Source organism: Grylomicrobium aquisgranense (assembly GCF_033971865.1).
GTDB classification, from domain to species: domain Bacteria; phylum Bacillota_I; class Bacilli_A; order Erysipelotrichales; family Erysipelotrichaceae; genus Bulleidia; species Bulleidia massiliensis.
Window position 1 is genome coordinate 58117 of record NZ_JALBUR010000011.1, and the last position, 11860, is coordinate 69976.

Sequence of the window (11860 nt, forward strand, 5' to 3'; positions counted from 1 at the left end):
TTCTTCTGTTTTGCTATAATCTTGTGTGCATGGTGCAGCGTTTCAAGGAAATACATGATCAGGCTAGGAAAGAACATGTTCCGGTGATGAAGGATGACGGCATGGCTTTTCTTTTGGCATGGCTGCGTGATCACAGTCAGGTTCGTGATATCCTGGAGATTGGTACGGCGGTTGGTCTTTCTGCGATGGAAATGGCCAATGTGCGGTGGGATATGACCGTCGATACTGTTGAGGTCAATCCTTTGATGTATGCGCAGGCAGTCAGGAATGTGAAGGCTGCTGGTTTGAGTGGCCGGGTGCACTGCTATCTGTGTGACGGCGCAGAATTTTCAAGTGAGAAAATCTATGATCTGGTGTTTATTGATGCAGCCAAGTCACAATACCGGCGCTATCTGGAACATTTCTGGTTCAATACAAGGCCGGGTTCATTCTTTGTGTTTGATAATCTGAACTTTCATGGCATGGTGGATGATGAAAGTCTGACGCATAACCGTTCTACGGTGCAGATGGTGCATAAGATCGGTGCTTTTCGTGAACATTTGTTACAGGATGAGCGGTTTGATACGGTGTTTTATCAGGATGTGGGCGATGGCATTGCCATTGCTTTGCGGAGGCAGTAAATGGAACATTTCAGGATGGTACGCGGTGCGCGTATTATCATGCGTGACTGGGTGAAGGTGCATCCCGGTGATAAGATCTGTCTTGTCACTTCGGTGAAGCATTACAGTGAGGTGCGGCTGCTGCAGAATGCGGCGGAGGATCTCGGCGGGGTTGTCAGTATTTTGTTTGTGGAGCAGGAAGGCATTCATGTCGGCGATTATTTTGATATGAATCCACAGATCTTCCGTCCCTATGATGTGATTATCGGAGCCAGTGACTACTCAATCATTACGACAAAGGCAGCTGAAATTGCCGTGTCTTCGGGTAAGAAAATGCTTTCTTTACCATTGTCGGTGAATCATGGGGAATCTATGCTTGGCTTTGATTTCATTACGATGGATGTGGATGAAACGCGAATTCTTGCGGAAACAGCTATGGGCATGATCGGACATCCGTCTTCTGTGCATATTACGACTGCATTGGGCACGGATCTGACCTTTTCCATGGCAGGGCGTGATTTTACCTTCTTCAATGGAACTTTCTGGCCGCATCATAACTTTTCTTCGGCATCTTTTGAAATCTGTATACCGATTGTGGAAACTGCGACGGAAGGAACACTTGTGTGTGATGGCAGTTTTGGCTATATTGGCAAAGTAAAATCGCCCGTGCAGATTCACTTCTCACATGGCCGGATTGAGCACATTGATGACAGTCCTGAGGGCAGAAGGCTTGCGGATTATATCGCTTCCTATCATGATGAGCGTATGCTGGTGGGCGGTGAGCTTGGCATTGGCCTCAATGACAAGAGCCGATGTGCAGGTGAATGTTATATCGAAGATGAAAGCACCTATGGTACATTCCACATCGGACTGGGCAGAAATATTGGTCTTGGCGGCAGGCAGAATGCCAGCGGGCATTTTGATCTTGTGACATGGCATCCGACAATTTCCTTTGACGGCCGTATGGTTATGAAGGATGGATGTATGCTGATGCCGGAATGAGGCAGGAAAGGGAGTGATGCAATGCGGAATCAGACAAAGATGATGATCCGGAAGGCTCTGATGAACAGGCTGAATAAAGAACCTTTAAGCAGGATTACGGTAAGAGCTCTGTGTGAGGACTGCGGCATCAATCATAATACGTTCTATTACTACTATGCCGATATCTATGCCATCATACAGGAATACTTTCAGGAAAATCTTGAGGATGTGATTGCAGCATATGATGAGACTGCTTCCTGGGAAAAGTCGTTTCTGGTGGCTTCGCGGCCGGCTCTGGAAAACAGGGTGGCGCTTGATCATGTGTATCATTCCATCCGCAAGGAAGATCTGGAGAACTATATCTACAATGTCAGCGGCGGGATTATGATCCGCTTTGTCAACAGTATTCATCCTGAGCTTGATGCGGATCCAAAGGACAGGAATCTGATTGCGCATTTCTTCCGGTGTGCATTGACGTCAATGGTTCTGCACTGGATTGACGGGGGCATGAAGGAGAAGCCGGAATACATCATCAATCGTATCGGTTTTCTGATGGACGGCTCGATTGAAGAGGCGCTGCGGCGCTCTGCAGATGAGAAGAAGCAGAGAAATTCAGACAAATGATACGGAGTCTCTGATTTTCAGAGACTTCGTTTTTTGTGTCTGAGGGCATCTGAGGCTGAAACCGATATCATACAGGTACAAACGATATGCAAACAAGGAGGTCAAGATGGACTATCATATCAAATCAAAAGATACAAGACTGCATTTCTATTCTGGTGACTATGATGCATTGATTCATACCCGCAAGCCGAAGGGCATTGATGACAAGCGTGCCTATCTGATTGGCACTGGTATTGGTGCACTGGCTTCAGGCTGCTTCCTGGTCCGTGATGCCCACATGGACGGCTCCAAGATTACGTTCCTGGAACAGCTTGATCTGCCGGGCGGCTGCCTGGACGGCAAGGTAATGTCGAATATTGGCTACGTTGCCAGAGGCGGCCGTGAAATGGGCCATCACTTCGAAGTTCTGTGGGACCTGTTCCATTCTCTGCCGTCTGTAGAGGATCCGAATGTGTCTGTGCTGGATCATCTCTATTACATCAACAAGGATGACCCGAACTTCTCCAACTGCCGTATTACGACAGACTGCGGCAAGCGCTATGACAATGGCAAGTTCAACCTTGGTCAGAAGAATGCCATGGAACTGGCTAACTTCCTGATGATGAGCGATGAATCGCTGCAGGACAAGTCCATTGAGGAAATCTTCTCGGATGATCTGCTGCATTCTGATTTCTGGTGCTACTGGCGGACGATGTTTGCCTTTGAGAACTGGCACAGTGCCCTTGAGATGAAGCTGTATATGAACCGCTTCATCCATCATGTCGGCGGTCTGGCTGATCTTTCTGCCCTGCAGTTCTGCCGCCGTGACCAGTTCACAGACTTTGTCACCCCGATGATCAATTATCTCAAGGCTGCCGGCTGCAACTTCAGGTATGGCGTGACAGTGACCAATGTGGAGTTTGAGATCACCGATACCAAGAAGGCTGCCCGCAAGATTGTTGCCCATGACAAGGATGGCAATGACTGCAGCATTGATCTGACTGACAATGATCTGTGCTTCATTACAAATGGTTCCATGACGGAGTCTTCTTCCTATGGTTCTACCGACAAGCCGGCACCGTGGGATCCGAAGCTGGGCGGCTGCTGGGAGATGTGGAAGAACATTGCCAGGCAGTCTGATGAATTCGGCCATCCTGACAAGTTCTGCGGCAATCCCCAGAAGTCCAAGTGGGAGAGCTGCACGATCACCGTTTCTGATCCGCGTATTGTCAAGCTGGTTGAGAATATCACCAAGCGTTCTCCGTATGGCGGACATATCTGCACCGGCGGTATTGTGACAGCCAAGGATTCCGGCTGGCTGATGAGCTGGACGATCAACCGTCAGGAACAGTACTATGGCCAGCCTGAAAAGGATTTTGAGGTCTGGGTATATGGCCTGTTCGTTGATACACCAGGCAACTACATCAAGAAGTCCATGCAGGAGAGTACCGGCCGTGAGATTACCGAAGAGTGGCTGTATCACATTGGTGCACCGGTGGATCAGATTCCAGAGCTGGCCGATACATGTCATGCGATTCCGGTCATGATGCCGTTCATCACCAGTATGTTCATGCCGCGTGCCTTTGGTGACAGACCGTACGTTATCCCGAAGAATGCTGTGAACTTTGCCTTCCTTGGCCAGTTTGCCGAGACTCTGGATGAGCCGGGCCGTGATACCGTATTCACCATTGAGTATTCAGGCCGTACAGCTATGGAAGCTGTCTACATTCTGACTGGTGTGGAAAGAGCTGTGCCGGAAGTCTTTGCCAGCCGCTATGACATCCGCTATCTGCTCAATGCAGCAAGTGAGATGCTGGATGGTGAAAAGCCTGAGATCAAGCTGCCGCTGCTTGTGAGAAAGCAGATTGAGAAGAAGATCAAGGGCACGGATATTGAGCTGATGCTCAAGGAATATCACATTATCTGAGTTATTTGGCGCCGGCTGCTGTATGAGAGCACTTTCATCTGCAGCCGGTGCTTTCTTGTGTTTATGAAGGAGAATGATCATGGAAAAACTGTCAGTGGTGGAACAGAGAAGACGGGCGTGCCTGCGCTCTGGTGATGAGGATCATACCGCGGTTGGCAAAGCCTATGCGGATTATGTCCGCAAGAGTCAGAAACAGGCTGCCAGCCGGCTGGATGAGATTGCGATGGAGCAGGCATATGAGCAGCTGCTGTTACAGATGGAACAGGAAAGCTCGCGCAGTGACAGTGTGAATGGCATCCGCCGTTCGACTGCGGCCAGCCGTGTGCATGCAGGCAGGCTTCTGGGCCTGCGGAAACAGGAAGAAGCGATGGCTGCCATTGATCCTGATGCCTTCTATGTACTGCATTCCCGCCAGATTCTGCAGGATATCAATGATGAACGGGATGGCCGCCTTGTCAAAGTGCCATACCTGCAGCGGGCCATGAAACAGATCTCAGATTCTCTGTCAGCGGGCATTCCGGTCTATCTTGTCGGACATCTTGGCAGCGGCAAGACCCAGCTTGCCCTGGAGGCAAGCCAGGAGCAGATGCAGCACCGCCTGCGGATGTCCTTGTTGCAGAAAAGCCTGCTTGCATGGCGTGATGCACATCCCGGCGCATCACGCAGCGATGAACTTGCCTGGTTCTGCCAGGTGTATCCTGACATTGAAAAGCAGGTGCAGAATACACCATGCCATCCATACTTTATTTCCGGTTCTCACAATCTGACGGCCCAGGATATGTTTGCCGAGAAGACATTAAAGCTTGCCCATGCAGGTTCAACAGAATCGTATGGAGAGCAGCTCAATGCCCTGCTGAACGACTTTGAGCAGTTCCTGGAAGCGAACAAGGAACGGCTTGATGCGATGAATCCGCAGCAGCAGATGGAGCTGATGTTAGCAGGATGGAAGACGTATTCCAGCATGTATATCAATGAGAACAGCGGCTTTGGCACGGTTGTAGAGAAAGTCGAAAAAGAAGTACTGAAGGCATTGAAGGAAGGCAAGCCGATCATCATTGATGAGATCAATACGATTGCCATGCCGAATCTGATTGCTTTGAATGATATTCTGCAGCATCATGCCGGTCAGTCTGCCTATATTACCGGTATTGGCACGGTGAAGATTGCGGACGGGTTCTGCCTGATCGGGACGGGCAATCTGTCTACCGGCACCGTGTCCTATGAAGGCACCAATGTGCTCAATCCGGCCTTTCAGTCCCGCTTTACCACGATTGCCTATAACTATGTGCCGCAGAGTACGGAAGGCACATTGGCACAGCAGAAAGATCCTGGCCAGAATGAATTGTTCCGGCTGGTCATGGAACATCTGTGCAATGATGACGGCAGCCTGGATCTGCCGGCTCCTTCTCTCAGTGTAGATGCCTTGTGGCGGTTTACGCAGCTTGCACGCATGTCACAGCTGATCTTTGAGGGCAGAAGCTCTGTCAGTGAAAACGGGGATGTGCCGGTGCTCAACGAGGCGGTGCTGTCTATCCGCAGTATCATCCATGTTCTGGATACATGGAATTTTGGGGAAGAGATGGATCTGTCCATGGCACTCTGGTATGGCTTCCTTTCTTCGGTGACAAACAATGATGACCGCAATCTGCTGTTGTCTCTGGCGGTGCGCTATGGTTTCTTTGCGGACAATGACGGCTGGCATGTACCAGCCAGATCCAAGGGCGAAGCAGGATTGACGCTTGAGGATATCCGTACGGCGGCATACAGCCACGAGATTGCGCCGCTGGAACATCTGTCCCGCCAGGATGTCGTGACACTGCTGTTTGGCAAAGGACCGGCGCGAAAATCTCTGCCGGAGGAATTTGCCGGAAAGATTGAGATTGATGAAGATGTTGACATGCAGGCAAAGGATCTGATGGCACAGGATGGAAAGATCCGCGATCTGGAACACGGCGCTGCGATTCTGGACAGTCTGGGAATGCAGAAATGACACCGCCGGAGCTGAAAAAACAGATTTCTGTATTGCGCAAGAAGCTGCATGCAGAGATGCATACCGGCATGATGGATCCTTCTTTTGCAGAGCAGTTGGATACGCTGTGGAAAGAAGAGATGAAGATGCTGGAAGAGGCATTGCCGCAGTATCGGCAGAAGGCGTTGATGACAAAGGATCTTTGCGCAGCGAAAGAAGTGGTAGTGAAGGATCTTTCACATCTGAAGGAGTGTGATCTGGATTCATCTGTGTATGCGCTGTGTGAGAAACTGAAGGATACAGAACTGGAGGACATTGCGGATCCGCCGGCTGAGATTCCGGGTCGCAATGGCAATGTAATCATGACGCTGCAGAATGGGAAAGTGTGCTTTGTATTCACGGATGAGGGCAGTGTGTATCTGCAGGAAAAGAATCTTGGTACATGGACATGCCGCCCGGTGCCATTGTTTACTGACGTACTGTGTGACAATGGCATTCTGGAGAGTGATTCATCGTGTCTGATCCGTGATCTGGATGGCGGTGTGCAGCGGCTGTCTTATGCAAGAATTGATACGGTTGAAAAGCTGATGAAGGTGAAACTGTATGGGTGAGATCACGAAGGAAACATGTGAGGCGCTGCTGGCCAGAGAGCAGCGGATGTTAACACTGTTTTCTGGTGATCAGCGGCTGATGTATGAAGTGTCTGATCAGCAGGAAACCTTTGTGCTGCTGCCTGATGAGCAGCGGGTCATTGTGCCGCTTGCCTTCTTTCAGGACAATGGCCTGGATGAAAGTGAGCTGCTGTATCATCTGTACAGTACACTGGCACTCTATCCGGATGAGCAGAAGTATCCTTCCCTGTATCTGCACCGGACAGAGCAGTTTGAAAACGCATGTGAGAAGATCACGTCCTGCTATCTGCAGAAGGCGGCTTCTTTTGGCTTACAGGATGATCCTGGCTATGCGCCTTCGATTGTGTATGCCAGCGTGCAGAATGCGCTGTCTGCGTTTCTGGATGCTGTGGATATCTGGGTATCGGATCTGCTGGTGCAGATGAAGGCACCGGTATATCGTGAAGCTGCCATGAAGCAGAAGATCGGGAAGATGCTGCTGTGGGAGGGCGGCTTTCCGCAGGAAAATGATGATGTACGCACGCATGAGGATCTTGGCGGTGCATTGTTGCAGGTGGAATACGATGGCCTGGACAGCATTTCCAATCCGCAGCTGAAGGACTTTCTGCAGGAACGCGTGCTTGGCATGAGCCGCTATGATTTCCTGCGTCATTCTGTGCTGCAGGAAGTGCTGGATCAGCAGGGGATCAAGGAGCGGAATGATCTGTTTCAGACGTTTCTTGTACCGGGCTGGGTGATGCTGTTTGAGAGTGATATCAGCCGCATGAAGCTGGCGAAAACGGCATCACGCAGTGAACAGAGTGAGCCGCAGAAAAATGCGAAGAAGTCCCATGGTCCTGCTATGAGCGCAGATCATAAGAAAAACATGCTGCAGCAGCTGGAACAGAGCCAGATGAAGAAGGCAGTGGCAGCGAAAACCCATGGGCAGAAGGAGCTTGAAGCATTTGGCGTACAGTCGGATGATCTTGCCCTGTTTACGCATTATGAGCATCAGGTACAGCCTGCAAGGCAGAAGATGAAACAGTTCTGGCAGAAGCTGTTTGGTGAGGCTGGCCGTCAGGTCAGCATCAGGCAGACCGGCCAGAGCAAGGGCTATCTGGATGTGGACGAGCTGATTGGGTCATGGTGTGACTTTGTGGAGGCGCAGCAGAAGCAGAATTACCGTGATCTGCATATCTTTGCGAATGATCTGCTTGTGTCTGTGCCGAAAGTTCTGCCGCAGTATCTGGATATTTCGTTTGTGATTGACAATTCAGGATCGATGCGTTCTGGGAAGCTGGAAAGTGCCCGGGAAGCACTGGCGATTGTGCTGCTGTCACTGCAGGATTTCCAGCAGTTTCTGGATGCGAATGCGGCTAAGACGCATCAGCAGACAAAGGTGCAGATTGAAACGTGGCTGTTTGGCTCGGGAAGCCATCGGGTGATGTCTTTTGATGATGACGGGTTCAGGAAAAAAGCGGATACGATGCTTTCTGTTACCCGTCTGCGTGGGGATGGGGGCTCTACGGATGATGGTGCCTGCCTGCAGGAGGTGCTGAAACAGATTACGCCGATCCAGGAGCGTGAAATTGAAAGCGGCAAACGGATCCGGCTGCTGTTTGAAGTGACAGATGGTGCCTCTTCGTTTCCTGGCGCTGCCAGAAAGACCGTGGAGAAGTTAAAGAAGAAAGGTGTGGAGATTCAGGCAATTGAGATCGGCCCGGACGATCCAGAGGCACGCAGAATCTTTGACTTTATCTTCTCTGATCATGGTACGTTCCTTGGCACAAAGACGGATGATCTTCCATCTGTGCTGATGGCAGCAGTGGCCAGACAGATGGTATCCATCTTTCACCATGCAAAATAAAAAACCGTGCGGATGCACGGCTTAGAACTTGCCTGATGAGTGTGAGAAGCCAGAGCTGTTGACACTGGTGCCGCCATGGTCATCATTGCGGGGAATGTGTGTAACAGTCCGGGTAATATGGGTGAAGATATCCTGCCTTCTTGTCAGGTTCAGATGACCTGTGGCATAGGCATCGGCGGAAACGGCGATGCCTTTTGTTTTGTTGCGGGAAGCAATGGCCCACACAATCAATAATGCAAGAAGCGGCGGCACACCAAACAATAGAAACAGGTCGAAGCCGGAAAAGCCTGCAGATCTGCTGCCTGCATTCTGCTCAGACAGGGGTGAATACATCTGCAGCTGATACTCTGTCTCCGATAACATTGCGTCCAGGCCATCATACCAGTCATCCTGGCGGAAGTAAGCAAGCATCTCATCTTCGATCTGATCCTTTGCATGGTCTGTAAAGATATCATTTGCCCTGCTGCCGTATGCAGCAAGATCATAGTCTCTCTGATCAAAGGACATCACCAGCAGCAGGCCGTCATGATCATTGCCGATACCAAGATCTTCACCTGTATAGATAGTTTCAGCATAGTCTTCAATCGATGCAGAACCATCCATATCCGGTTTCAGGCGGATATAGATGCCAACCTTACTGGTGTCTGTTATGGTCTGAATCTGGCTGTTCAGGGCATCTATTTCTTCCTGGGTGAGAACACCTGCATCATCTTTTACCCATTCTGTATTGTCCGCATGAACCGGAATGATGCTCAGAACACATAGCATTACTGCGATCAGGATTTTCTGCAGTTTCTTCATGCGGCACCTCCGATGGCACTGATCAGCAGGAACATGACCACCATCAGTGCGGCGGTAATGATCACAAAGGTGAGAATCACCTTTGTCCAGTCCAGGGGAAGATCATCAGAGACCATTCTGCCATTCTGGCCGTTCATGGCAAACAGGTAGGGCCTGCCATGATACCGTGTGGCAAGCAGCCATACTGGCAGAAAGACGTAATCTGTACCAGTTCTGGCTGCCTGGGTATTTTCGTGGATAGGAATACATGTTTCATAACCGATGCACGATTCCTGACAGGCTCTGCAGGTGGAATGTTCCATGCGGGTTTTGGCCCGTGGAAAGTCCTTGTTTTCATCGACGTCATAGCGGTCCGCAAGATAGCCTGCCATGTAGGACATTTCAAATGGCCTGAGCTGCTGGAAGTCATAAGGTTCCAGGGCATCCATGAATTCATCCGGCATCTTGCTGGAAGCATCGGCTGGGACACGGGAAAACTGCATCGTGCCTTCCCGATCAAGATGGAAGTGGCTTGTTTCTGTGATCTGATCATCCCCTTGCACAAAGACTCTGGTGCGGGTGGCTTCATAGGCTGCCTGGATGGCAACTGTGCCGTTATACAGCCAGAAGGGAACATAGACACCTTTGATGTCTTCTATGTGGTTATCATTGCGGAATGCCTTGGGCAGGAACGGCTTGCCTTTGTAGAATGAAGCAAGCTTGTCTTCTGCATCTTTCTTGTTCAGCTGAAAAGGCAGAACAGAAGAGGGACGCAGACTGCCGGCAAACTGGGATGGTATCAGGGTGGGATTGTCACAATACGGACAGCTTGTGGCGGCTGTGTTTTCATCGCACATGATCTGCGCACCGCAGGAAGGACATGTATATGCTTTTAAGTGCTGGATTTCGTCCTTGCTGAAGGTGTCAGGGGAAGTGGCATGAATTTCTGTGTCCGTCTGCGTAGGTGACTCTTTTTCTTTGAATGTATCCGGAGAAAAGGAAGAACCGCAGTGGTCACAGACAAGTTTCTGTGACTTGCTGTCAAAATGCAGCGGCCCGCCGCAGTTGGGACATTTGTAATTGACAACGGATTCACTCATTGTCTGACTCACGCAGGTTTCTTTGTGCCGCAGTTAGAGCAGAAACCGCCGGTGTTTTCCTGGTGGCAGTTCGGACAGATCCACTTGCCGGATGGCCGTTTTGTTCCGCAGTTGGAACAGAAGTTGCCGGTATTTGTGGTGCCGCAGTTTGGACAGGTCCATGTATTGGCAGCTGTATTTGCAGTGTTATTAGCGGCTGCCTGCTGGTACAGCTGGCTGGCACTGGTGCCGGAGCCTGCCATATTCATGTTCATGAAGCCCATAGCAGCGCCATTGCTGTTATTGGCTGCATCCTGCATTGCCTGTGCCTGGGCACCGACAAGCGTAGCTGCGGCCAGATTCTGATCGGTATAGGCCGCATTGCGCTGCATCTGCTTGAGCATCTTTTCATCTTCCGGATCTGCAGAGATGCTGGCAATGGCAACAGAATCAATGGCAATGCCGCGCTTTGCACTCCATGAATCCTTCAGCTGCTCTTTAACAGCATTGGTCAGTTCAACGGTCTTGCCAGGCAACTGGGAATAGCGGATGCCTGTTTCAGAAATTTTTGCAAAGGCTGGCTGCAGGACATTCAGCAGCTCAGATTTCAGCTGGCCGGAGATTTCGTCCACTCTGTATTCATCCTTGAAGTTGCCGGCATTGTTAGTATAGAAGCGGATCGGATCTGCAATCCGGATGGAATAGGAGCCAAAGCAGCGTACAGAGATATCGATGTCAATGCCCGCTCTGGCATCAATGACACGGAACGGAACCGGATTGGGTGTGCCGAACTTCTGGCCGGTCATTTCCTTCGTGTTGAAGCAGTAGATGCGCTGGTCAACAGCAGCCTGACCGCCATAGGTAAAGCGTTTGCCAAATTCATTGAAGGCGGCTTTGATGCCTTTGCCAAGATCACCGCACAGAATGGATGGTGCCACTGTATTGTCATAGGTGTAGATACCAGGCTCTGCCACAATATCAACAACCTGTCCCTGTTCCACAATGATCATGCACTGACCATCAGCAACGGCAACAGTAGAACCATTGGTGATGACATTGTCATTGCCATGGTTGAAGCCTCTGCCTTTCTTAGTGCACTTGACGGCAATGACATCATCTCCAAGTGCATCTACACTGAAATATTCCTTCCACTGATCACGCAGTACAGAACCTGCGGACATCGCTGCTGCAAGAATAAATCCCATGATCGTCTCCTTTGCCAGATAACTGGACTTTGTTTACCATTAGACTAGCAAAGCCGTCTTCTGAATTCAATCCCACTAGCGCCGCATGGCTTGCGGTGAACCTGGAGATTTATTAGACAATATGTAAAAGCCCTCCATTAACTTGTGTGTTCGAGGATCATCCCGCATACTTGTTATTGGCTTAATAAGATGGGGGAAGTTGCCTCATCCAAGAAAGGAAGGCCTTTACATGATAGCAT

At 50.3% G+C, this 11860-nt stretch carries 10 protein-coding genes; 7 read left to right on the forward strand and 3 right to left on the reverse strand.

Annotated features, from left to right (window positions below; translation table 11 throughout):
- The first annotated feature begins 29 nt into the window (after positions 1-29).
- From MOZ60_RS05995 to MOZ60_RS06025, 7 genes are all read left to right on the forward strand, one after another.
- A complete protein-coding gene (locus tag MOZ60_RS05995) occupies positions 30-620 on the forward strand; it encodes an O-methyltransferase (RefSeq protein WP_370595979.1) in 591 nt (196 codons plus the stop codon).
- Positions 621-1601 carry a 2,5-dihydroxypyridine 5,6-dioxygenase NicX family protein gene (locus MOZ60_RS06000; protein WP_370595980.1) on the forward strand — a complete coding sequence of 327 codons (981 nt, stop codon included), beginning with the start codon at positions 621-623 and terminating at the stop codon, positions 1599-1601.
- 21 nt (positions 1602-1622) lie between these two features.
- Positions 1623-2204 carry a TetR-like C-terminal domain-containing protein gene (locus MOZ60_RS06005; RefSeq protein WP_277634363.1) on the forward strand — a complete coding sequence of 194 codons (582 nt, stop codon included), beginning with the start codon at positions 1623-1625 and terminating at the stop codon, positions 2202-2204.
- A gap of 106 nt (positions 2205-2310) precedes the next feature.
- Entirely contained in the window at positions 2311-4110 is a 1800-nt protein-coding gene (locus MOZ60_RS06010) for an oleate hydratase (protein ID WP_370595981.1), read from the forward strand.
- A gap of 79 nt (positions 4111-4189) precedes the next feature.
- Positions 4190-6100 carry a P-loop NTPase family protein gene (locus MOZ60_RS06015; RefSeq protein WP_370595982.1) on the forward strand — a complete coding sequence of 637 codons (1911 nt, stop codon included), beginning with the start codon at positions 4190-4192 and terminating at the stop codon, positions 6098-6100.
- Positions 6097-6690 carry a hypothetical protein gene (locus MOZ60_RS06020; protein WP_370595983.1) on the forward strand — a complete coding sequence of 198 codons (594 nt, stop codon included), beginning with the start codon at positions 6097-6099 and terminating at the stop codon, positions 6688-6690. Before MOZ60_RS06015 ends, MOZ60_RS06020 begins: the two co-directional genes overlap by 4 nt.
- Positions 6683-8557, forward strand: a complete 1875-nt coding sequence (locus MOZ60_RS06025) for a vWA domain-containing protein (protein WP_370595984.1) — start codon at positions 6683-6685, stop codon at positions 8555-8557. The genes MOZ60_RS06020 and MOZ60_RS06025 overlap by 8 nt, the downstream gene beginning before the upstream one ends.
- A 21-nt stretch (positions 8558-8578) precedes the next feature.
- Here the strand turns inward: MOZ60_RS06025 and MOZ60_RS06030 are convergent, their stop codons facing one another.
- The 3 genes from MOZ60_RS06030 to MOZ60_RS06040 are packed head-to-tail and all read right to left on the reverse strand — an operon-like array spanning position 8579 to position 11621.
- On the reverse strand, positions 8579-9358 hold the full coding sequence (locus MOZ60_RS06030; RefSeq protein ID WP_370595985.1) for a TPM domain-containing protein: 780 nt from the start codon (positions 9356-9358) through the stop codon (positions 8579-8581).
- Complete coding sequence (locus tag MOZ60_RS06035; protein WP_370595986.1) at positions 9355-10437, reverse strand: TFIIB-type zinc ribbon-containing protein; 1083 nt, start codon at positions 10435-10437, stop codon at positions 9355-9357. The genes MOZ60_RS06030 and MOZ60_RS06035 overlap by 4 nt, the downstream gene beginning before the upstream one ends.
- An 8-nt stretch (positions 10438-10445) precedes the next feature.
- Entirely contained in the window at positions 10446-11621 is a 1176-nt protein-coding gene (locus MOZ60_RS06040) for an SPFH domain-containing protein (protein WP_370595987.1), read from the reverse strand.
- Positions 11622-11860: the final 239 nt, after the last annotated feature.

Bases quoted from the DNA above. Each gene is read 5' to 3' on its own strand.
- MOZ60_RS06035 (WP_370595986.1), bottom strand. From the start codon at position 10,437: ATGAGTGAATCCGTTGTCAATTACAAATGTCCCAACTGCGGCGGGCCG.
- MOZ60_RS06005 (WP_277634363.1), top strand. From the start codon at position 1,623: ATGCGGAATCAGACAAAGATGATGATCCGGAAGGCTCTGATGAACAGG.
- MOZ60_RS06015 (WP_370595982.1), top strand. From the start codon at position 4,190: ATGGAAAAACTGTCAGTGGTGGAACAGAGAAGACGGGCGTGCCTGCGC.
- MOZ60_RS06025 (WP_370595984.1), top strand. From the start codon at position 6,683: ATGGGTGAGATCACGAAGGAAACATGTGAGGCGCTGCTGGCCAGAGAG.
- MOZ60_RS06040 (WP_370595987.1), bottom strand. From the start codon at position 11,621: ATGGGATTTATTCTTGCAGCAGCGATGTCCGCAGGTTCTGTACTGCGT.
- MOZ60_RS06030 (WP_370595985.1), bottom strand. From the start codon at position 9,358: ATGAAGAAACTGCAGAAAATCCTGATCGCAGTAATGCTATGTGTTCTG.
- MOZ60_RS05995 (WP_370595979.1), top strand. From the start codon at position 30: ATGGTGCAGCGTTTCAAGGAAATACATGATCAGGCTAGGAAAGAACAT.
- MOZ60_RS06000 (WP_370595980.1), top strand. From the start codon at position 621: ATGGAACATTTCAGGATGGTACGCGGTGCGCGTATTATCATGCGTGAC.
- MOZ60_RS06020 (WP_370595983.1), top strand. From the start codon at position 6,097: ATGACACCGCCGGAGCTGAAAAAACAGATTTCTGTATTGCGCAAGAAG.
- MOZ60_RS06010 (WP_370595981.1), top strand. From the start codon at position 2,311: ATGGACTATCATATCAAATCAAAAGATACAAGACTGCATTTCTATTCT.